Source organism: Solwaraspora sp. WMMD1047 (genome assembly GCF_029626155.1).
Taxonomy (GTDB): domain Bacteria; phylum Actinomycetota; class Actinomycetes; order Mycobacteriales; family Micromonosporaceae; genus WMMD1047.
Genome location: NZ_JARUBL010000001.1, coordinates 4,012,085 through 4,032,004 on the forward strand (window position 1 = coordinate 4,012,085; position 19,920 = coordinate 4,032,004).

26 protein-coding genes and 1 pseudogene are annotated in these 19,920 nt (G+C 71.9%); 12 read left to right on the forward strand and 15 right to left on the reverse strand.

Annotated features, from left to right (window positions below; all coding sequences use genetic code 11):
- Positions 1–3: 3 nt before the first annotated feature.
- Complete coding sequence (locus O7627_RS18220) at positions 4–396, reverse strand: cupin domain-containing protein (RefSeq protein ID WP_278094724.1); 393 nt, start codon at positions 394–396, stop codon at positions 4–6.
- 49 nt (positions 397–445) lie between these two features.
- On the opposite strand from O7627_RS18220, the gene O7627_RS18225 reads away from it, so the two are divergent.
- The gene (locus tag O7627_RS18225) at positions 446–1,336 is read left to right on the forward strand and encodes an AraC family transcriptional regulator (protein WP_278094725.1); all 891 of its coding nucleotides are present in this window, start codon (positions 446–448) and stop codon (positions 1,334–1,336) included.
- Positions 1,337–1,505: 169 nt separating this feature from the next.
- Entirely contained in the window at positions 1,506–3,011 is a 1,506-nt protein-coding gene (locus O7627_RS18230) for a putative nucleotidyltransferase substrate binding domain-containing protein (protein WP_278094726.1), read from the forward strand.
- 18 nt (positions 3,012–3,029) lie between these two features.
- On the opposite strand, the gene gap is transcribed toward O7627_RS18230, so the two are convergent.
- Both gap and O7627_RS18240 read right to left on the reverse strand, forming a co-directional pair.
- Positions 3,030–4,034 (reverse strand): type I glyceraldehyde-3-phosphate dehydrogenase, encoded by a 1,005-nt coding sequence (gap, locus tag O7627_RS18235; RefSeq protein WP_278094727.1) that lies wholly within the window; start codon positions 4,032–4,034, stop codon positions 3,030–3,032.
- Complete coding sequence (locus tag O7627_RS18240; protein ID WP_278094728.1) at positions 4,031–4,630, reverse strand: TetR/AcrR family transcriptional regulator; 600 nt, start codon at positions 4,628–4,630, stop codon at positions 4,031–4,033. Before O7627_RS18240 ends, gap begins: the two co-directional genes overlap by 4 nt.
- Positions 4,631–4,796: 166 nt before the next feature.
- Between O7627_RS18240 and O7627_RS18245 the strand changes: the two genes are divergently transcribed.
- A complete protein-coding gene (locus O7627_RS18245; RefSeq protein ID WP_278094729.1) occupies positions 4,797–5,612 on the forward strand; it encodes an SAM-dependent methyltransferase in 816 nt (271 codons plus the stop codon).
- Here the strand turns inward: O7627_RS18245 and O7627_RS18250 are convergent.
- Positions 5,596–5,834 (reverse strand): annotated as a pseudogene (locus tag O7627_RS18250) (alpha/beta hydrolase); the annotation flags it as partial. The gene O7627_RS18245 and the pseudogene O7627_RS18250 sit on opposite strands and share 17 nt — an antisense overlap.
- A 26-nt stretch (positions 5,835–5,860) precedes the next feature.
- Here O7627_RS18250 and O7627_RS18255 point away from each other — a divergent pair.
- Genes O7627_RS18255 through O7627_RS18265 form a run of 3 tightly spaced genes read left to right on the forward strand, consistent with a single transcriptional unit; the run spans position 5,861 to position 6,863 of the window.
- A complete protein-coding gene (locus tag O7627_RS18255) occupies positions 5,861–6,253 on the forward strand; it encodes a hypothetical protein (protein ID WP_278098569.1) in 393 nt (130 codons plus the stop codon).
- A complete protein-coding gene (locus tag O7627_RS18260; protein WP_278098319.1) occupies positions 6,169–6,684 on the forward strand; it encodes a DUF5753 domain-containing protein in 516 nt (171 codons plus the stop codon). The genes O7627_RS18255 and O7627_RS18260 overlap by 85 nt, the downstream gene beginning before the upstream one ends.
- Positions 6,675–6,863: a DUF397 domain-containing protein gene (locus tag O7627_RS18265; protein WP_278094730.1), complete on the forward strand. Its 189-nt coding sequence runs from the start codon at positions 6,675–6,677 to the stop codon at positions 6,861–6,863. Before O7627_RS18260 ends, O7627_RS18265 begins: the two co-directional genes overlap by 10 nt.
- A gap of 11 nt (positions 6,864–6,874) precedes the next feature.
- Here O7627_RS18265 and O7627_RS18270 read toward each other — a convergent pair whose 3' ends face one another.
- Complete coding sequence (locus tag O7627_RS18270; protein ID WP_278094731.1) at positions 6,875–7,165, reverse strand: hypothetical protein; 291 nt, start codon at positions 7,163–7,165, stop codon at positions 6,875–6,877.
- Between O7627_RS18270 and O7627_RS18275 the strand changes: the two genes are divergently transcribed.
- Entirely contained in the window at positions 7,155–7,427 is a 273-nt protein-coding gene (locus O7627_RS18275) for a hypothetical protein (RefSeq protein ID WP_278094732.1), read from the forward strand. The genes O7627_RS18270 and O7627_RS18275 overlap by 11 nt on opposite strands.
- Before the next feature lie 72 nt (positions 7,428–7,499).
- Here O7627_RS18275 and O7627_RS18280 read toward each other — a convergent pair whose 3' ends face one another.
- The 5 genes from O7627_RS18280 to O7627_RS18300 all read right to left on the reverse strand — a co-directional run bounded on the left by O7627_RS18280 (position 7,500) and on the right by O7627_RS18300 (position 10,725).
- Positions 7,500–7,841: an MmcQ/YjbR family DNA-binding protein gene (locus O7627_RS18280; protein ID WP_278094733.1), complete on the reverse strand. Its 342-nt coding sequence runs from the start codon at positions 7,839–7,841 to the stop codon at positions 7,500–7,502.
- Between the two features lie 43 nt (positions 7,842–7,884).
- Positions 7,885–8,754 carry a DUF72 domain-containing protein gene (locus O7627_RS18285; RefSeq protein WP_278094734.1) on the reverse strand — a complete coding sequence of 290 codons (870 nt, stop codon included), beginning with the start codon at positions 8,752–8,754 and terminating at the stop codon, positions 7,885–7,887.
- A 16-nt stretch (positions 8,755–8,770) separates the two neighbouring features.
- Positions 8,771–9,169 carry a TraR/DksA C4-type zinc finger protein gene (locus O7627_RS18290; protein WP_278094735.1) on the reverse strand — a complete coding sequence of 133 codons (399 nt, stop codon included), beginning with the start codon at positions 9,167–9,169 and terminating at the stop codon, positions 8,771–8,773.
- A gap of 191 nt (positions 9,170–9,360) precedes the next feature.
- Complete coding sequence (locus O7627_RS18295; RefSeq protein ID WP_278094736.1) at positions 9,361–9,993, reverse strand: uridine kinase; 633 nt, start codon at positions 9,991–9,993, stop codon at positions 9,361–9,363.
- A 72-nt stretch (positions 9,994–10,065) separates the two neighbouring features.
- Positions 10,066–10,725 carry a winged helix-turn-helix domain-containing protein gene (locus O7627_RS18300; RefSeq protein ID WP_278094737.1) on the reverse strand — a complete coding sequence of 220 codons (660 nt, stop codon included), beginning with the start codon at positions 10,723–10,725 and terminating at the stop codon, positions 10,066–10,068.
- Positions 10,726–10,965: 240 nt separating this feature from the next.
- Here O7627_RS18300 and O7627_RS18305 point away from each other — a divergent pair, with 240 nt between their 5' ends.
- Positions 10,966–11,889 (forward strand): AEC family transporter, encoded by a 924-nt coding sequence (locus O7627_RS18305; protein ID WP_278094738.1) that lies wholly within the window; start codon positions 10,966–10,968, stop codon positions 11,887–11,889.
- Between the two features lie 8 nt (positions 11,890–11,897).
- Here O7627_RS18305 and O7627_RS18310 read toward each other — a convergent pair whose 3' ends face one another.
- Genes O7627_RS18310 through O7627_RS18320 form a run of 3 tightly spaced genes read right to left on the reverse strand, consistent with a single transcriptional unit; the run spans position 11,898 to position 13,224 of the window.
- Positions 11,898–12,311, reverse strand: a complete 414-nt coding sequence (locus O7627_RS18310) for a winged helix-turn-helix domain-containing protein (protein WP_278094739.1) — start codon at positions 12,309–12,311, stop codon at positions 11,898–11,900.
- Positions 12,308–12,775, reverse strand: coding sequence for a rhodanese-like domain-containing protein (locus O7627_RS18315; RefSeq protein ID WP_278094740.1), 468 nt, complete (start codon positions 12,773–12,775; stop codon positions 12,308–12,310). The genes O7627_RS18310 and O7627_RS18315 overlap by 4 nt, the downstream gene beginning before the upstream one ends.
- A complete protein-coding gene (locus O7627_RS18320) occupies positions 12,772–13,224 on the reverse strand; it encodes a cysteine dioxygenase family protein (protein WP_278094741.1) in 453 nt (150 codons plus the stop codon). Before O7627_RS18320 ends, O7627_RS18315 begins: the two co-directional genes overlap by 4 nt.
- Positions 13,225–13,409: 185 nt before the next feature.
- Between O7627_RS18320 and O7627_RS18325 the strand changes: the two genes are divergently transcribed.
- On the forward strand, positions 13,410–14,546 hold the full coding sequence (locus tag O7627_RS18325; protein WP_278094742.1) for a cellulose binding domain-containing protein: 1,137 nt from the start codon (positions 13,410–13,412) through the stop codon (positions 14,544–14,546).
- A gap of 119 nt (positions 14,547–14,665) precedes the next feature.
- Here the strand turns inward: O7627_RS18325 and O7627_RS18330 are convergent, their stop codons facing one another.
- Together O7627_RS18330 and O7627_RS18335 are read right to left on the reverse strand one after the other, a co-directional pair.
- Positions 14,666–15,754 (reverse strand): lytic polysaccharide monooxygenase, encoded by a 1,089-nt coding sequence (locus O7627_RS18330; RefSeq protein WP_278094743.1) that lies wholly within the window; start codon positions 15,752–15,754, stop codon positions 14,666–14,668.
- Between the two features lie 376 nt (positions 15,755–16,130).
- Positions 16,131–17,642 (reverse strand): hypothetical protein, encoded by a 1,512-nt coding sequence (locus tag O7627_RS18335; RefSeq protein WP_278094744.1) that lies wholly within the window; start codon positions 17,640–17,642, stop codon positions 16,131–16,133.
- A 142-nt stretch (positions 17,643–17,784) separates the two neighbouring features.
- On the opposite strand from O7627_RS18335, the gene O7627_RS18340 reads away from it, so the two are divergent.
- The 3 genes from O7627_RS18340 to O7627_RS18350 are packed head-to-tail and all read left to right on the forward strand — an operon-like array spanning position 17,785 to position 19,904.
- Complete coding sequence (locus O7627_RS18340) at positions 17,785–18,486, forward strand: DUF305 domain-containing protein (RefSeq protein WP_278094745.1); 702 nt, start codon at positions 17,785–17,787, stop codon at positions 18,484–18,486.
- A gap of 48 nt (positions 18,487–18,534) precedes the next feature.
- Positions 18,535–18,945 (forward strand): ankyrin repeat domain-containing protein, encoded by a 411-nt coding sequence (locus O7627_RS18345; RefSeq protein WP_278094746.1) that lies wholly within the window; start codon positions 18,535–18,537, stop codon positions 18,943–18,945.
- Complete coding sequence (locus tag O7627_RS18350; RefSeq protein WP_278094747.1) at positions 18,942–19,904, forward strand: DUF3500 domain-containing protein; 963 nt, start codon at positions 18,942–18,944, stop codon at positions 19,902–19,904. The genes O7627_RS18345 and O7627_RS18350 overlap by 4 nt, the downstream gene beginning before the upstream one ends.
- The last annotated feature ends 16 nt before the right edge of the window (positions 19,905–19,920 follow it).

The following is a 19,920-nucleotide window of genomic DNA, read 5'->3' on the forward strand; positions in this document are numbered from 1 at the left end:
GAGTCAGGCCAGCTGATGGCCCGTGGTGCTGTCCACGTGGACGGGGACGACGCCGTCGTGGCGGTCACCGGTGGTGCCGGTGCCGGTCGGTTCGAACATCAGGATGGCACCGCCCGGTGACGACGGCTTGTGCTCAGTCCCTCTGGGCACGACGAAGACATCGCCCGCCTTGAGTGTCACGGTTCGCTCGTTCCCGTCGGCGTCGCGCAGCGCGATGTCGAACCGGCCGTCCAGGCCGAGGAAGAACTCGTCGGTGTCGTTGTGGACGTGCCAGACGTGTTCGCCCCGGGTGTGCGCGATTCGGACGTCGTAGTCGTTGACGCGCGCGACGATCCGGGGGCTGTAGATCTGGTCGAAGGAGGCGAGCGCCTCGGTCAGGTTCACTGGCTCGTGCATGCGGTCCAGCCTGCCCGGATCGGGGCGGCGCGTCTTGTACGTTGTTGATGTGAGTGAACCGCCGCCCGGGTCCTGCCGGGTCGTCGCCTGGCGGCCGGAGGTGGCGGGAATCGCGGAGGTCTTCCACGCCCGGATCGCCGACTACCGGTACCCCAGGCACTGTCACGACACCTGGACCGTCCTGATCGTTGACCATGGCGCGATCCGGTACGACCTCGACACGCGCCACCACGGGGCGGTCGGGCAGACGGTCAGCGTCCTGCCGCCGGGGGTCGTCCACAACGGGTATCCGGCGGAGCGCTTCGGCTATTTCCGCAAACGTAATCTCTACCTGGACCCCGACTTTCTCTCGTTGGACCTGGTGGGCCGTGCCGTCGACGCCTCCACCTTCCAGGACGCCCGCCTGCGGGCGGCGATCAGCGCACTGCACGACCGTCTCGCCGCGCCCGATCCGCTCGATGTCGAAGCACGGCTCGCACTGATCGCCGGCCGGTTGCGACGACGGCTGCAACGACGCCCGCCGGCCGCCCGCGAGCCGGAGCCCGCCATCGCCGACCAGCTCCGGCAGTATCTCGACGGCCACGTCGGCGACAGCGTCACGCTGCGCGAGGCCGCAGAGTCACTTCACCGCAGCGTGCCGCACCTCGTCCGAAGCTTCACCAAGAGGTACGCCATCTCCCCGCACGCCTATGTCGTCGCCAAGCGCGTCGAGGCGGCGCGGACCCTGCTGCTGCGGGGGATGCCCGCCGCGCAGGTCGCGTCCGAGGTCGGATTCCACGACCAGGCGCACCTCACCCGCCACTTCAAGCGGCACGTCTCGATCACGCCGGCGCGGTACGCCGCAAGCGCCGGGATCGGACCCGAGCCCGCGGGCCACCTGGCCCCGGGCGGGCGGACCGGCTCAGGTCCAGACCGCGGTGCCGTCGATTCGCGCCGCTGACATCACCCGACAGCCCGTCAGCTCCGCCGCCCGCAGAATTGCCACGCGGGCGCGGGTGTCGTCCGCGGTGGAAACGCCATGGCCGTCGCGGTCCGGAAGCGTGCCCCTCGGCGTGCGCCGGCCGGTCCGGCCCGCGACGCGCGCGCCGTGCCCGCACTAGCATCCGGACATGGCGCAACCAACGGCACACCCGCCGGTCGGGTCCCAGACCGCGCCGGCCGGCGTCGGCCCGTACGGCGGGCTGGCCTTGGACCGGCGACTGGCCCAGGTGGCGCGGCCGGTCGCCTGGTGTACGGCCGACGAGCGGATTCGCGAGGTGGCCGGCCGGATCGGCGCCGGACACCATTCCTGCGCCCTGGTCCAGGCCGGCGCGGCGGTCGGCATCGTCACCGACAGCGACTTCCGGCGCCGGGTCGCCACCGGCGAGGTCGGCATCGACGCGCCGGTCTCCGCGATCGCGACGGTGCCGGCGCTGACCATGGACGAGCAGGAGACCCAGATCGCCGGCCTGCTGCGGATGGTCGAGCACGGCGTACACCATCTGGTGTTGACCGACGGCGCTGGTCGGGCGGTCGGGGTGGTCCGGGCGGTCGACCTCGCCCAGACGGCGGTGCGTGATCCGCTGGTCGTCCGGTCCGAGATCGACACCGCGCGCGACCTGGAGGGTCTGGCCGGTGCCGTCCGGCACCTCTCCGCCACCATCGTCGCGCTCTGCGACGACGGGATCGCCCCGCCACACGTCGGTGCGGTACACGCCGCCGCCATCGACGCGGTCATCCGGCGGGTGCTGCGGCTACGTGCGGACCCGGTGCTGGCGCAGGTACGCCACTCGTGGCTCGTGCTGGGCTCGCTGGCCCGCCGCGAGTCGCTGCCGCTGTCGGACGTCGACACCGCCCTGGTCTGGGACGACGACCCGGCCCCGTCCGACCCGGCCCTGACAGACCACGACCCGGCCGGGCCGCTCCGGGCGGCCGCGGCCGGCGTACTCGATGACCTACGGCGGTGCGGGCTGGTGCCGTGCCCGAACGGCGTCAACGCCGACAGCCCGACCTTCGGCCGCTCCCGCTCGGCCTGGGCCGCCGCCTGGCGGCGCGGCTCGACCAGCGGGCAGAGCCTGCTGATGACCGCAACCCTGGCCGACAGCAGGCCAATCACCGAACCGTCGCTGGGCCGACACCTCACCGAGCCGATCGGCGCCCAGCCGCGTGGGTCCCGGGTGGTCCGCGCGCTGCTGGACGAGGCGCTGGGGTTCCGGCCACCCACCGGATTCGTCCGCGACTTCGTGGTGGAGCACGACGGCGCGCACAGCGGGCAACTCGACCTCAAGAAGGGCGGACTGGCACCGGTCGTCGCGCTGGCCCGCTGGGTCGCGATCGTCACCGGTGACGTCACCGGGGGCACCCCGGAGCGGCTGCGCCGGGGTGCCGCCCGGGGTGTCCTCACCCTCGACGAGTCCCGGACCCTGACCCGTGCCTTCGAGGACGTCTACGGGATGCTGCTCCGGCACGAGGCCGACGCGCTGCGCGCCGGTCGGACACCGACCACCTACCTCGCGCCGGGCACCCTGGACACCCTCACCCGCCGGCACCTGCGCGAGGCGTTCCGGGCGGTCCGCGTGGTGCAGTCCCACGTCGACCAGCACTGGATGGCCCGGCTGGAGCGGTTGGAACGGTGACCCGCGGTACGCGGGCCGTCAGCTGGTCGCCGCGATCCGTTCGGAGAACTCGACGAGGCGGTTGGAGAACCCCCACTCGTTGTCGTACCAGCCGAAGACCTTGACCTGGTTGCCGACGGACTCCGTCAGCGGCGCGTCGAAGATCGACGAGTGCGGGTTGCCGACGATGTCGGCGGAGACCAGCGGCGCCTCGGAGTACTGCAGGTAGCGTCGCAGCGCCGGGGAACCGGCGGCCTCCCGGAACGCGGCGTTGACCTCCTCGACGCTGGTGCTGCGCCGCAGCACCACGGTGAGGTCGGTCACCGAGCCCACCGGTACGGGGACCCGCAGCGCGGCGCCGGTGAGACGCCCGTCGAGTTCGGGGATGACCTTGCCGATCGCCTTCGCGGCGCCCGACGAGGTTGGGATGATCGAGACGGCGGCCGCGCGCGCCCGGCGCAGGTCCGAGTGCGGGGCGTCGTGCAGCCGCTGATCGCCGGTGTAGGCGTGCACCGTCGTCATCAGGCCGGACTCGATGCCGAACGCGTCGTTGAGCACCTTCGCCAGCGGGGCGAGGGAGTTCGTGGTGCACGAACCGTTGGAGAAGACATCGTGGCTGGCCGGATCGAGCCGGTCGTCGTTGACCCCGAGGACGAAGGTGGGGACGTCGCCCTTGGCCGGCGCCGAGATGATGACCTTCCGCGCGCCGCCCTTGAGGTGGGCCGCCGCCGCGACGCCGTCGGTGAAGTGGCCGGTGGCTTCGATCACGATGTCGGCGCCGACGTCACCCCAGGCGATGGCGGCCGGGTCCCGTTCCGCGAAGACCGTGATGCGCCGGCCGCCGACGGTGATCGCGTCGCCGTCGACGGCGACCCCGTCGAGGTGGCCGGAGATGGAGTCCCATTCGAGCAGGGTGGCCAGCGTACGGGCGTCGGTGAGGTCGTTCACCGCGACCACCTCGACGTCGGCGTCGTTCGCCAGGGCCGCGCGCAGGTAGCTGCGGCCGATCCGCCCGAACCCGTTGATGCCGATGCGTACCGTCATGGCGTTGCGTTCCTCCCGTTGTGGTGGTTGGGCGGGGACGGTGCCGCCGCCCGGAGCAGATCGAGGACCCCGGCGCGGGCGTCGTCGAACGGGCCGGGGTCCTGCCGTGCGATCGCGAGCACGTAGCCGCCCTGCAGGACGGCCATCAGGGTGTGGGCGAGGCGCTCCGGGTCGAGGTCGTCGCGCAGCTCGCCGGCGGCGACCGCCTCGCCGAGCACCCCTACCCAGCTCTGGTGGACCTGGGCGAAGGCGCGGGACACCGGGGCGAGCAGCACCGGGTCCTCGCGGACCTGGGGGTCCTGGGTCATCCGGCCGACCTTGCAGCCCTTGAGGGCGTCGCGGGGGCGCATCAGGTACGCCTCGATCCGGTCCATCGGGTCGCCCGGGCCGTCGAGTTCGGCGGCGGCCGGCAGCAGATCGGCGACGTTGCGTTCGAGAGCGGCGACCGCCAGGTCCCGCTTGGTCGGGAAGTGGTGGTACATGCTCCCCTGGCCGACGCCGGAGCGTTCGCGCACGTCACGGGGGCTGGTGTCGGCGTAGCCGCGCTCCCACATGAGCTGGCTCATCGTCTCGACCAGCAGCTGTCGCGAGTCCATGCCAGCATTTTGTACATACCAGTAGGTACAGCGCAACCTCTTTCCGCCATCCCGCCGGGCGATGATCCCCACCAGTGGCTGGCCAGGACCGGTGTCCTAGGCTTGCCGCGAACACCCCGCCCCCGGACCCAGTCCCGGCGATCCCGGGCCAGTGTGGAGGATTGCCATGGTTGATTCGTCGCCCGCCACCGAAAATCATGTCGACAAGCTCGACACCACCGTGCCGCACTCGGCGCGACTGTGGAACTACCTCCTCGGCGGGAAGGACAACTTCACCGTCGACCGGGAGGCGGCCGAGCAGGTTCTCGCCTTCCTCCCCGAACTGGTCCAGTCGGCCCGCTTCAACCGGCAGTTCCTCGGCCGGGCCGTCCGGCACCTGACCGGCGAGGTCGGCATCCGCCAGTTCCTCGACGTCGGCACCGGCCTGCCGACCGCCGGCAACACCCACGAGGTGGCCCAGTCGGTCGCGCCCGAGTCGCGGATCGTGTACGTGGACAACGACCCGCTGGTGCTGGTGCACGCCCGGGCACTGCTGACCAGCAGCCCCGAGGGAGCGACCGACTACATCGACGCGGACATCCAGGACCCGGAGAAGATCCTGGCCGCCGCCCGGCACACCCTCGACTTCGACAGGCCCGTCGCGGTCATGCTGCTCGGCATCCTCAACTTCGTGGTCGACGACGACGAGGCGTACCAGATCGTGCGGACGCTGACCGCGGCGTTGCCGCCCGGCAGTCACCTGGTGATCTCCCACCCCACCCGGGAGGTCAACCCGGAGGCGGTGGATCGGGCCGTGCAGATGTGGAACGAGGGCGGATCCGCCCCGATGGCGGTCCGCTCCCCGGCCCAGATCGCCCGCTACTTCGACGGCTTCACGCTGCTCGAACCCGGCCTGGTCACCTGCTCCCGGTGGCGCCCCGACGGCAACGACACCACCCCGTGTTCCGAGTACGCCGCCGTCGCCGTCAAGGCCGGACAGTAGAAGCCGGGAAGTAGGGGAAGGGACGGTGCGGGACCGGCGGCCGGGTGCGCAACACCATCGGCGGCGGCTCGACGGCCGGGCAGGTCGCCCGCGCGCCGGGAGTGTCCGGTCGATGAGGTAACGGTCGATCGCGTCGTTCACGCACGCACTGCGCCCGTAGACGCCGTGTCCCCACCCTTGGTAGGTGAGCAGAATCCCCTCCCGGCCCAGCTGCCGCGCCACCCCGGGACATCGGCATCGCGGTCGACGTGGCCAAAGGGCAGGTGCTCGCCTCGGTGACCGCCCGCGCGGGTCTGCCCACATCGAAGTCCGCGCTGTCGGCGGCGCTGCCCAGCGAGCTGCTGGCCGGCACCCAGCTGACGGTGGTCGACAAGCCGGTCGGCACCCTGACGGCCGCGTTCGGTGGCATGGTCGACTTCGACACCACCGCCGGCTGGTGCACGAGCGGCTGGCCGGTGCGGCACAACACGACCGGGGTGATCGGCGTCACCACCGCCGGACACTGCTTCGGCATCGGCTCCGTGACTGGATCAGAATCGAGCGCGAGGCACTATCCCTGCGCTGGTACGAGCCACTCTTCGTGCCGGGCCTGCTGCAGACCGAGGCGTACGCCCGCGCCACCCTCCGCTGCGAAGCACTGACGCCCATCGAGGTCGACAGCCTGGTCAATTCCCGACTCGAGCGCCAGTCCGTGCTGACCCGTGACAAGCCGCCGCTCTTCTTCGTGGTTCTCGACGAGCTGGTGCTGACCCGACCGGCGTACGGCGACCGCGCCCTGATGGCCGAGCAGATCAACCACCTGCTCGCCTGCGCCGAACTGCCAAACGTCTTTCTGCACGTCGTACCGGCCAGCGTCGGCATGCACGCCGGTCACGCCGGGGCGTTGATCCTCGCCGAGACACCGGATGCCGAATGGGTCGCGCATGCCGACAGCCAGCTCAAGGCGCACATCGAGAACCGGCCCACGGAGGTTGCTAAGCTGATGAACAGGTGGGAGCAGATTCGCGGCAAGGCCCTCGCCGACGAGCACTCCCTCGAGCTGGTCAAGAAGGCGGCGGCATCATGGACCTGACCGGTGCCCGGTGGCGGAAGAGCACGCGGAGCAGCAACAACGGCGGCTCATGCGTCGAGGTGGCCGACAACCTCCCCGGCGTGATCCTGGTCCGGGACACCAAGGACCGCGACGGCGGCACCCTCACCTTCGGCCCGGACGCCTGGCGAGCCTTCGTGGGGTACGCCAAGCGCGCCTGACGCGGACGCGGTCACTCGCTCGACCAGAGCGACAGCCCTTCGGAACCATTGGCCTTGTGCGCCTTCGTGTCGTTCTTCTCCGGCTTGACGCGGATGACGGCCCCGGTCGCGTCGACCTGTTCCACCAGGACGGTCAGGCCGTAGGTCAGCTTCAGGTGCCCGGTGCCGGTGATCTGGGCGTTGACCTGCCCCGCGCTTGTGGTCGTCACCATGATCAGGACCTGGTTGGGTGCGGTGTAGACGAACGAGATCCCCTCGCAGGAGAACTTTCCACCCAGCACGAACCCCAGCGTGTCGGTCACCAGCACCTGGCACCTGCCGTCCTGGCACGCCGCCGAGTCGGTGCCGTCCTCGGCCACCAGGGCGGCCGGCGCGGTCGTCGGCGCTATGGTCGGCTGCGGCCGGGTCGCCCCGTCGGCGCTCGATGGCGCGCTGGCCGAACTCTCCGCGGTCGACTCCGGCCCCGCCGACGGCGAGCAGCCCGTCGTGAACACCCCGCCGACGAACAACGCCAGCGCCACCCCGAGCGCCCTACCCCACCGTCTGTCCATGGCCCGAGTGTGACAACCGTCGGTACATTCGCCGTACCTCGCGCCCGGCAACGGGTCGCGGCATCCCGGCTTCGCGCGGCTCAGGTCACCCGCCAAGGCGCTGCCGAGCGAGGAACTTCGGCACGACCATGCGCCACGCCTCCGTCACCAGCTCGGCCATCTGCCCGTGGTCGAGCCGGGCAACATGGCAGCACACCCAGTTGAAACGCAGGTCAGATGCGCCGGGCAGGAAGAACAGGTCCGGATCGGCGACGATGAGCGCATCGCGCTCCTCTTTCGGGTACGCGAAGCCCATCGTCGTCTCGTCGCGGGAGAAGGCGACGTACACGATGGAGCCGACCCGGAACTTGACCCGGTCCCGGATCACGTGCTCGCTGCTCCGTGGCAGGGTCCGTGCCAGCGCCCGTACGTCCGCGACGGTGACCATGCTTCGACCGTAGCGGGAGGAGCGCCGCCGCTCCGCCGGTGGGTCAGCCGGCCAGCAGGTCCGTCAGGGTCTCGGCGTTGCGGGTGGCGAAGTCGCGGTAGCAGTTGTTCATCAACACGTGCGTCTCGCCGGTGGAGTCGGCCAGTTCGCGCAGCTTCGGCGCCCAGTCGGCCAGCTCCCGGTCGGAGTAGCGGTAGCCGAACTTCTCGTGGATGTCCCTGCTGGTCCATTTCCTGCTGTGCCCGTGGAAGCGGACCACCGCGAGGTCCGCGGTGGCGGCCACCACCGGCGGGATCGACGACTTGTGCCCCTGCGGCATATCCACACAGACGTACGGCAGGTCGTGCTCGCGTAGGAAGCCCAGGGTCTCGTCCTGGTTGCCGTCGGCGAACCAGGAGGCGTGCCGCAGCTCCACCGCCACCCGCAGCGGCTGGCACCGCTGCTGGACCTCAAGCAGGTACTGCTTGTTCGACCGCCGGATGGTGAACCAGGGCGGGAACTGGAACAGCAGCACGCCGAGTTTGCCCGCCTCGACCAGCGGGTCCAGCGCGGACAGGAACCGGGTCCAGACCTCCTCGTACGCCTGCGGCGGCAGGTCCCCCGGGTAGACGTTCGCCTTGTCCGTCTCCGGACGGAGGTCCTTGTAGAGCGCCGACACCTTCGTCGGGTGCCCGGTGAGCAGGCTGAACGCCTTGATGTTGAAGGTGAAGTCGACCGGGGTGCGCTGCACCCACAACTCGGCGGTCCGCTCCGCCGGGGGCGAGTAGTAGGTGGCGTCGACCTCGACCAGCGGGAACCGCTTGGCGTAGTGGGCGAGCCGCTTCTCCGGAGTGTCCGCGGTCTGCGGGTACCAGCCCGAGTCCAGCAGCGTCCGGTCGGTCCAGGAAGCGGTCCCTACCTTGATCTCGCCCATGTTCTCCGGTCTGGGGTCAGGCGGCGCGGCGCTCGCGGGTCTGCTTGCAGCCGACGCAGGAGGTCGCCGCGGGGAAGATCTCCAGCCGCTCGACCGGGATCGCCGACCCGCATCCCTCGCACCAGCCGTAGCTTCCCTCGGCCAGCCGGGCCAGCGCGTGCTCGAACTGGGCCCGCCGGTCGAGGATGGTCCGCAGCAGCGACTGCGCGGTGTCCCGTTCCGCCGTCTTCGTGCCGCTGTCGGCCTGGTCGTCCCCGGCGGTGTCCCCCACCTCGACCAGCCGCAGCACCTGGCTCTGCGTCACGGCCTCTTCGTACTCCGCACTCAGCTCGTCGTAGCGGGCCTGCAGGGAGAGGCGGATCTGGTCGATGTCCGCCTGGGAACGGCCGGTGGTGACCGTTTCGTTGACGAGCATGGCGCTGCCTGCCTTTCCATGGAGGGTGGCGCCCGTCGCCACGGACCGGATGTCCGGTTACGGCCGCCGTGATTCGCGCGAGTACCCCGCGCGGCCCACCGCCAAACCACCGCCGACTGACGATCACCCGACCGGCGGAATTCCGCCGGTCCGGCCGCCGCCGGCCCGGGTCACCGGCAGGGTTCGGCGGGTCAGTCGGCCGGTTCCACCACGGCCGGCCGGCGCGGGTCGTCGGCCCGGACCACCACGTCGGCGAAGGTTTCGGGCCGCACCTCCGAGGCGTACCGGGCGAACGCCGGCAGCGTCCAGGCGTCGGTCTCGGGGGTACGCCGGGCCAGCGCGGCGGCCGACAGGACCAGATGGACGGTGAGGTCGAACGGCAGCCCGCCGCCGAGCAGCAGCGGACCGCTGACCAGGACCACCCCGCCGGGCGGCACCGACAGGTACGCCGCCCGGGTCGCCCGGTCGGTCTCCGGGTCCCACAGCGACGGCAGGATGAATCCGGCGCCGCCGGGGGCGAGGGGATCGAGCACCTCCCGGCGCAGCGCCGCCTCGTCCAGCCAGCCGGTGTAGAACGCCTCCGGATTGGTCCGGCCGAACTCGTACCGCAGCGAGGCCGGTCGGAGGAAGTCGCCCGCGCGTACCGACACCGCCGGCCGCCCGCGTACCCGCAGGGGGTCGACCAGGGCCGTCGCGAGCCGGTCGGGACCGGCCGCGTCCGGGCCGTCGACGGCCACCCGCAGCCGGTCGGACGGACGCTGCCCGGCAAGCCGGTCGGCGAGTTCGTCGACAAGCAGTTCGGGCGTGATCGGACGGACCCGCACCCACCCATCGTGCCGAACCCGGTCGCAGCGGCTCACGGCGGGCGCCCGGACCGCCGGGCGGCCGGGTGTGGGTCAGCCGGTGCGGTCGACGGTGACCAGGGCGTCGTCGGCGAGCCGGTAACCCACCCCGTAGACCGTGGTGACCAACGGCACGTCGGCGCCGACCTTGCCGCGCAGCCGGCGGATGTGCACATCCACCGTCCGCACTCCGGCGTGTTCGTAGCCCCAGACCGCCGCGAGCAGCTGCAACCGGGTGAAGACCCGGCGGGGATGCGCGACCAGGTGCAGCAAGAGGTCGAACTCCAGCCGGGTCAGCGGCAGCGGTTCGCCGCCGAGCAACACCGACCGGGACGCGGCCAGGATGTGCAACCGGGTCGCGTCGGAGCCGGCCACCGACGGATCCGCCGGGCCGGTCGGTGGTCGCTGCACCGCAGCGGTACGCCGTGGTGCGGGCAGGTCGGTCCGGTCCGCGCGACGCTCCGGCGGGAGGGTGGCCACGCTGACGGTGCCCTCACCGCGTTCGAGGAGCTCCCGGGCCGCCTCCAGCAGTCGCCGGGCCGGCGGTGTCAGGGCCTCTTCGCCGGCCAGCGGGATGGACAGCGTCACGGTCAGCGCTGGCGCCGGTTGGGCACCGGTGTTGCCGGGCCGGCGCGGCGCGACCGGTGGGCGGCCAGGACCGCTGTGCTGGGACGCGTGCCAACCGGCGCGCGACGAGGCAGGGCTGACCGACATAGTCCTCCTTGGCGCTCTTCCGGGGTTACCCCCGCGGCCCGGAAACGCCGCTCTGTCGATGTTTCCGGGCACCCGGGCAAGGGTCAAGTGCCGTTCGCGTTGCTTGAATGTGACAAAAGACAAACGCTAAGGAATCGACCGCTTGCGCTGTGTGCCAGGGCGCAGCCTACCCCGCCCGGTCAACCGCGACGCGAGGGGCCGCCGATAACGGCCCGCCGCCGATAACGGCAGGATGATCATATGCGTGGGGTGCTGACCGGATTCGTCGCGATCTGGGCGGTGACCCTGACCGGCTATCTGGTCGGCCGGTTCGACCTGCTGGGGCCGCGGGCCACCGAGGTGCTCGCCCGGCTGGCGTTCCTCGTCGCGACCCCGGCGCTGCTCTTCACCACGCTGGCCCGGTCGGCGCTGGCCGAGGTCTTCACGCCGGCCCTGGCGGCGTTCGTCGCCAGCACGATCGTGGTCGCCTCGGCCTACCTCGCCATCGCCCGGTGGGCCTGGCGGCAGCCGGCTGCCGACGCGGTCATCGGTGCCCTCAGCGCGTCCTACGTCAACGCCGGCAACCTCGGCCTGCCGGTCTCCGCGTACGTCCTGGGTCAGGTCTCGTTCGTCGCGCCCGTGCTGCTGTTCCAGGTGCTCATCGCCGCGCCGACCGCGCTGGCGGTGCTGGACGCGGTCACCGCTGGCCGGCGGCCATCGGTGCGGCGGCTGGCGCTGCTGCCGGCCCGCAACCCCATCATGATCGGCTGTGCCGCCGGGTTGGCGGTCTCGGCGTCGGGCTGGCGGCCGCCGGCCGAGGTGATGCGGCCGTTCGATCTGGTCGGCGCGGCCGCCGTGCCGCTGGCGTTGCTGGCGCTCGGGATGTCACTGCGGGGCAGCCGCCCGCTGGCGCCGGGCCCCGAGGCGGCGCTGCGTTACCCCGCGGTCGGGCTGAAGGTGCTGGCGCAACCCGTGGTGGCGTACCTGATCGCGCACTTCGCACTGGGTCTGACCGGGCCGACCCTGCTCGCCGCCGTCCTCATCTCGGGGCTGCCCACCGCGCAGAACGTCTTCATCTTCGCCACCCACTACCGGGTGGCGCAGTCGCTGGCCCGGGACGCGGTGGTGCTCTCCACCGTCGTCGCGACGGTGAGCCTGGCGCTGATCGCCGCCGGTTTGGGCTGATCGACCGGTCAGTTGTCGGGTTCGACGACGACCCGGACGCCGTCGGCGAGCCGGTAGCCGACTCCGTAGACGGTGGTCACCACCGGGAGCGCGTCGCCGACCTTGGCCCGCAGCCGGCGTACGTGCACGTCGACCGTGCGGACCAGGGCGTGTTCGTAGCCCCAGACCTGATTCAGCAGTTGCAGCCGGGTGAAGACCCGCCGCGGATGCTGGGCGAGGAACCGCAGCAGGTCGAACTCCAGCCGGGTCAGCACCAACGCCACACCGTCGCGCAGCACCCGGCGGGAGGCGGTCAGGATCCGCAGCGTCGGCGGAGCCGGCTCCGGCCCGGCCCCAGGCACACGCCCAGACGGTTGGTCCGGCTGCGGACGGCGTCGGACGGTCGCCGGGTGGGTACGCGGGGAGATGACGGTCACCGTCATGGTGCCTCCTCCTTGGAGTCCGACCGTGGTCCGAAGGTGGGCAGGCCGGCCAACCGCCAGGCGGTGAAGCCGCCGACGACGTCGGTCGCCCGGCGGTGGCCGAGGTCCTGCAGGGCCGCGGCGGCCAGCGAGGAGGTGTAGCCCTCCTCGCAGAACACCACCACCGGCAGGTCGTAACGGTCGGCGACGGGCAGCCGCGCGGAGCTACGTGGATCGAAGCGCCATTCCAGTACGTTCCGCTCGACCAGCAGGGCACCCGGCACGGCGCCGGAGGCGGCCCGTTGGGCGGCCGGCCGGATGTCGACGAGTACCGCGCCGCCGCGGTGTGCCAGGTGGGCGCCCTCCGGGTCGAGCCGGCGCAGCCGGGCCCGGGCGGCGGTCAGGAGGTCGTCGATGCCCAGCGAGCCGACCGGCGGCACCGGACCCGCCGGTCCGGCGGGACGCAGCCCGGTCGCGGTGCTCACCAGGCCACCCCCGCCTCGGCCACCTCGGCCACCAGCAGTCGGCCGCCGTCGAGGCGGTAGCGGGTCATGCGGCGCAGCGCGGGCCGGTAGACGTGCAGGCTGACGGCGGGTTGGTCACCGCGGTTGGCGACCAGGTGCACGTGGCGCGCCCCGAACCGCCGACCGGCGCCGGCGGAAAGCACCGCCGGCCGGAGCCGCCCACCGCTGACCGTCTGCTCGGTGAGCGCCCCGGAGACGACCAGGAAGGCGCCGGACGAGCCGCCGTGGTCGTGCAGGTCGGTCTGCTGACCGGGCAGCCAGGTGAGCAACCAGACCTCGTGTCCGGGGTCGGCCGCCAGCCGGGCGTACCAGCGGCCGGCCGGGTCGAATCGGGGTGCCACCGGCCAGCCGGCCGGGTCGGCGGCGTAGCGCCGCGCGACGGTGAGCGGATCAGCCGCCAGGAAGATCATCAGCAGTCCTCGGGTGCGTGCGGTTCGACCCGTTCAGAATAGACTGCAAAGCCTATCGGTTTGATAGGTAATCCCAAAAGATGGACGCTCGACCAAGATTGAGTTACCTCGATTAAAATGATTCAATTGCCGAGGAGTCAGGGCCGTCACGCGTTCCCGCACCGTCACCGTGACAGGAGAAACCCATGCTCCGCTGGCCCCTCCTCAGGGCTTTCCTGACCGCGCTCGTGCTACTGGCCGGGCTGCTCCTCGCCACCCCGGCGTCCCCCGATCCGGCCGCGGCAGCCGCCGCCCCGGTCCGGATCATGCCGCTCGGCGACTCCATCACCGGGTCACCCGGCTGCTGGCGGTCCGTGCTCTGGAACCGGCTGCAGAACACCGGCTACCCCGATGTCGACTTCGTCGGCACCCTCGGCCCGCAGGGCTGCGGCCAGCCGTACGACGGCGACAACGAGGGGCACGGCGGCGCCCTGGTGACCGCGGTCGCCAACCAGAACCAACTCCCCGCCTGGCTGTCGGCCACCCGGCCGGACGTCGTCCTGATGCACTTCGGCACCAATGACGTCTGGAGCAACCGGTCGACGGCCACCGTCCTGGCCGCGTACGGCAAGCTGGTGGACCAGATGCGGGCCAGCAACCCGGCCATCCGGGTGCTCGTCGCCCAGCTCATCCCGATGGCGCCGACCAGCTGCGGCGAGTGCGGCGCCCGGGTGGTGGCGCTCAACAACGCGATCCCCGGCTGGGCGGCGGCGAAGAGCACGGCCGCCTCGCCGGTCGTCGTGGTCGACCAGTGGACCGGCTTCAGCACCGGCAGTGACACCTACGACGGCGTACACCCGAACGCGGCCGGCGACCAGAAGATCGCCGACCGGTGGTACCCGGCACTGACCGCGGTCCTGCGCGGCATCACGCCGACGCCCGGGCCGACCCCCACCGCCACTCCCACGCCCGGGCCGACCCCGACACCCGGTCCTACGCCGACGCCGACCGCGACCCCCACCGGACCACCGCCGGCCGGCGGGTGTACGGCCAGCTACCGGATCATCGGGCAGTGGCAGGGCGGCTTCCAGGGTGAGATCACCGTCGCCAACGGCGGCACCGCCGCGATCACCGGGTGGACCGTCCGGTTCACCCTCGCCGGCGGGCAGCAGATCAACCAGGCGTGGAACGCCTCGCTGGCCCAGAGCGGGTCGGCGGTCACCGCCCGCGACGTCGGTTGGAACGGCGGTCTGCCGCCGGGGGCCAGCACCGCGTTCGGCTTCATCGGCAGCTGGTCCGGCAGCAACCCGGTCCCGGCGACGGTCAGCTGCGCCAGCTCGTAGACACCTGCAGACAGCTCGGATGGACGGGCCCCGGACCAGCGACGTTGCTGGTCCGGGGCCCGTCTGCTCACCGGTGGTGCGGTTTCCGGCGGCCGGTCAGCACCGCCGGATGGTGCAGCTCAGGAACAGGCGGCGCCGTTGAGCCGGACCGCGCTCGGCGGCGGGCTGGACGATCCGCTGCTGATGAAGCCGACCGAGACCGATGCCCCGGGTGCCAACGACTGGCCCCAGCTCGGCGCGGTGGCCGTGGCGGTGCTGCCGGTCTGCGACACGGTCGCGTTCCAGCCCTGGCTGATCGTGTTGCCACTCGGCATCGTCCAGGACGCGGTCCAGGGGCTGACCGCCGCGGTGCCGGTGTTGCGCACCGTCACGGTCGCCTGGTAGCCGCCCGACCAGGAGCTGTCGACCGACACCGTGGCGGCGCACGCCCCGGTGCCCACCGGCGGAGTGGTGGTGGGCGGGGTGGTCGGCGGGATCGTCGGTGGCGTGGTGGGCGGGGTGGTCGGCGGCGTCGTGGGCGGCGTGGTCGGCGTGCCGCCGCCGCCGAAGTTGACGTCGGAGCAGTTGTAGAACGCCTCCGGGCTGTCCGAGCGCTGCCAGATCGAGTAGATGATGTGCCGGCCGCTCTTGTTGGGCAGCCGCGCGTTCCAGACGTACTCCGAACCGGACGGACCGGCCGCCGTGGGCGGGTTGGTCACCTGGTCGAACGGCGTGGCCTCCAGATCCGACCACTTCAGCGGCTGGCTGGGGTCGAAGCCGTCCTTGGTCACGTACTGGTACCAGGTACCCGGGTGCGGCGCCCACGCGTTGTACCGGAAGGTGATGTTGGCGCCCGACTGCAGGTTCGTCGTCGGCCAGTCGGTGCGGGCGGCGTTGTAGGCGGCGTACTTGGTGGTGCCGGCGCCGCAGAGCTGGCCGTCCGGGATGATCTCCCGGTGCCGGCCGCCGGCGTTGCCGATCAACACCCCGTAGAAGTCCCAGAGCGGCTGCTTGCCGCCCTCGGCCACGGCCGCCACACAGGCCGGGTTCGTCGGGTACAGATCGCCGCCGCCGGCCGCCCGGCCGTCCTCGTAGCAGGCGTATGTGCGGGTCGCGGGATAGGTCATCGCCCCGTGGGCGAGAGCCGCGTCGGGCTTCAGAACCAGCGGGAGCCCGGTGCCCAGCACCGCGGCGGCGGTGATGACCACCACCCTGCGCTTGATCTTCAAGGTATTCCTCTCGGTGGGTCCACCCCCGGTGGGCGCGACCGGCACCGCCGCCGGGCGGCGGCGGCCGGGCTCGCCGGCACGGGGGCGTGGGCGCGGGCCGACTCAGGTTCGCCTGGTCGCCCGTCGCCGCAGTGTCATTTCGGTATCGCCGGCCGACCGAACCGGTCCGCATCGGAGCGCTGCCCTTGTCGCTCCCTGCCCGGGGACCGTCGGCGTATTCGACCACTCGCGACCGCCACGCACCGACATTCCATCACGAGCGGCAGCGGACAGCAACATATGTCGATGCGGGTGGACCCGGAAACGGCGCGGGCCGGCCACGGCGCCGGGTGGGCGTCGCGGCCGGCCCCGGCCGGCGTCGGTCAACCTGCCCCGGTCACCAGGGCCAGTAGTCGGGCTGGGTCTGCACGTTGAGCTCCTTGACGTGCGAGAACTTCGCCGTCCAGGTCCGCCAGTCGTTGAGGGCCAGCACGTCGAGGCCCTTCTGGATGTCGTTCGAGTAGATGTGGCCGTTGTAGTAGTACGCCGACCAGGAGCCGCCCGCGATTCTCTCGGTCTCCGACAGCGGCCCGCGCTCCCAGTAGGCGATCTCGACCGGGCGGGCCGAGTTGGTGAAGTCCCACACCGACACTCCGCCCTGGTACCACGCCTGCACCATGACGTCCCGGCCGATCACCGGCACCAGGGAGCCGTTGTGCGCCACGCAGTTCTCGGTGTTGGCGTTGGTCCGCGGGATCTTGAAGTAGCTGCGGAAGGTCATCTCCCGGGAGTCGCCGCGGCCGGTGATGTCGTAGACGGCGTTCGCGCCCCGGTTCGGGCCGACCGTCTCGTTGCAGGTCGCCCCGCCACCGCCGCCGAGTTCGTCGGTGAAGACCACCTTCGTGCCGGCCTCGTTGAAGGTCGCCGAGTGCCAGAAGGCGAAGTTGGTGGTGTCGCGCACCCGGTTGATCACCCGGGGCGCCTCCCGGTTCGCGATGTTGAGCAGCACCCCGTCGCCCATGCACGCGCCGGCGGCGACGTCCTTGGTCGGGTAGACCGTGATGTCGTGGCAGCCGCTGGTGGTCGAGCTGCCGTTGCCGCCCGGGTTGCCGCCGTCCGGGAAGAGGTTCGGGGTGGCCACCACGGCCGCCTGCGTCGGCTTCTTCAGCGGCACCTTGATGATCGAGATCGAGTCGTGCGGCGGCGCGCAGCCGACGTAGCTCGCCGACGGACCGTACGACGAGACGTACAGGTAGACCGACCTGCGGTCCTTGGCCGGCACCAGCGTGTGGGTGTGCGAGCCGCAGGCGGTCCGCACGGACTTGATGTAGCGCGGGTTGCGCTTGTCCCGGATGTCGAAGATCTTCATTCCCTCCCAGACCGTCGCCGAACTCGGCACCGCGGTGCTGGTGCAGGAGTCGTCGCTGCGCGGCTGGTCGGTGGAGAGAAAGAGCAGGTCGCCGTAGACGGAGATGTCGTTCTGCGATCCCGGGCAGAGCACCTGCGACACCACCTTGGGCGACCGCGGGTTCTTGACGTCGTAGATGACGAAGCCGTTGTAGTTGCCGGCGAACGCGTACCGGCCCTGGAACGCGAGGTCGGAGTTGAGGGCGCTGGTGCTGTCGAACGGTCCCTGCTTCGGGATGTTGGCGACCTGGCGGATGTTGTCGCTGCTGTCGATCTCATCCACGCCGAGGTCGGCACCGTCGTCGTCCATCGCGGTGAGCTCCGCTTCGGAGAGGCAGAGCTCGTAGAAGTTGTCGCCTGCCTCGGGCAGGTCGGCGCAGCGGTCGGTCGGCGCGCCGGCGCTGCTGGCCGGGGCCACGACGACACTCGACACCAGCAGTGCCGTCGCCGCGAGCCCGACAATCCTGAGTCGGCGTGTCCCTTGTGGGGAGAAGCTGATCATCTGGCGGCACCCTTCGAAAGGGGTTTGTGCGTGCGGGAGACGTTACCCGGACTCGGTCATCATCGATGTGACCTCGATCACATCGATGATGCCAATCCGCGTCCTATGCTCGGCCCAGTCCCCCGAGCTGGAGGTCGGCCAGATGCGCCTCACGCAGCACCGTCGGGCCGGATTCGCGGTCGCGGCCGTGCTGCTCGCCGGAGTCGTCGCCGCCGCCGGTGTGGCACTGTCCGGCACGAACGCCGACGAAGCGTCAGACCCGGGAACCGGCGCCGGCGGCACGCCGTTGGCACCGGCCACATCGGAGGTCGGACCACCCGTCATCGTGCCCGGCCGGCCCGGCGAGTCGGCTGCGGTCAGCACCGACGGCAGGCCGGTTGAACCGGTGCACAACCCGCAGGAGGTGACCTTCGTGCGGATGATGATCCCGCACCACACGCAGGCCCTGCGGATGGCCGCGATGGCCCCCGACCGGGCCGGCGATCCGCGGATCCGGGCGCTCGCCGAGCGGGTCCGGGTCAGCCAGCTACCGGAAATCCAGCGGATGCGCGGCTGGCTGGCCGAGAACCGGTTGCCGCCCGACGCCCCCGGTGGCGGGCACGACCACCGCGACATGCCCGGCATGCAGAGCGACGCCGCCCTGCGGGCCCTGGCCCAGGCCCGGGGCGCCGACTTCGACCGGCTCTTCGTCGAGATGATGACCGACCACCACCAGGGCGCCATCGAGATGGCCACCGGCGTGCTGCGGGTCGGCGTCGACGTCACCGTGCGCCAGCTGGCCACCTCGATCGCCACCGAGCAGGGTGCCGAGATCGGGCGGATGCGCGACCTGGCCGTCACCTGACCGCCCCACCCGCCGGCCCGGGGCCGCGCCGGCGCCTACGCTGTCGGTGTGGGTGATGACCTGGACGAGGAGACGCTGGCGTTCGCGCATCGGATGTTCGACCTGGCCCGGGGCGGACACACCGGGGAGCTGGCCGGCTACGTCGACGCCGGCCTGCCGGTCAACATGACGAACGACAAGGGCGACACGCTGCTGATCCTGGCCGCGTACCACGCCCACCCGGAGACCGTCACCGCCCTGCTGGACCGGGGAGCCGACCACGCCCGGGTGAACGACCGGGGGCAGACCGCGCTCGCGGCGGCCGTGTTCCGGCGCTCCGCCGACACCGTCTCGGCCCTGCTCACCGCGGGCGCCGACCCGGACCACGGCAGCCCCTCCGCGATCGAGACGGCGACCTTCTTCGACCTGCCCGAGATGCTGGAACTGCTCCGGCCCGGCCGACCGGGCGGAACCGGATGAGGGCTGCGGCACCGCTCGACCAGGGACCGGCGGCCACCATGCGGCAGGCGGCGGCGGACCTGCTCGCGGCGTTGACCGGACCCGGACGCGAGCAGGCGGGCCACCCGTTCGACGACGCGGGCCGCCGGTGGATCGAGTACCGGCCCCGGCCCCGGCCGGGCGTCTGCGTGGCCGACCTGGACCGGACCGCCCGCAAGGCGGCCCACCGGCTGCTGGCCACCGCGCTCAGCCCACCCGCGTACGCGCAGGCGATGACGATCATGGCGTTGGAGGAGGTGCTGGACCGGCGCGAGGACTGGCGGCGCGGCCGGCACAGCGCCGACTACTGGGTCGCCGTCTTCGGCGACCCGATCCGCGACGACCGGTGGGCCTGGCGGTTCGAAGGGCACCACCTCTCGGTCACGATGACCGTCGTGGACTCCGTGATCTCCCCGGCGCCGATCTTCCTCGGCGCGAACCCGGCCCGGGTCGACCACGGCGGCCAGCCGGTGAGCCGCCCGCTCGCCCCCGAGGAGGATCTCGGGCACGCCCTGCTGGCCGCGCTCGACCCGGCCGGGCGCCGCGTGGCGGTGGTCGCCGACCACGCCCCCGGCGACGTACACAGCGGAACCCGGCCCCGATACCCCGACCGGATCGAGCCGCTCGGGATCGCCGCCACGACGCTCGCCCCGGCCGCCCGGTCGCTGCTGGACCGCGTGGTCCACCTCTACCTGGACCGACTCCCGGCGGAGCTGGCCGCCCGCGAGGCCGACCGGGTGTTCGGCGGGGACCTGCACTTCGCCTGGGAGGGTCCGACCCGGCCGGGTGGCCGGCACTACTACCGGATCCAGGGCGACGACCTGCTTATCGAGTACGACAACACCACCGACGACGGCAACCACGCGCACACCGTGCTCCGCCGGCCGGACGGCGACTTCGGTGACGACGTGCTGGACCGGCACCGCCGCGACCACCACTGATCCCGGCGCCGGCGGA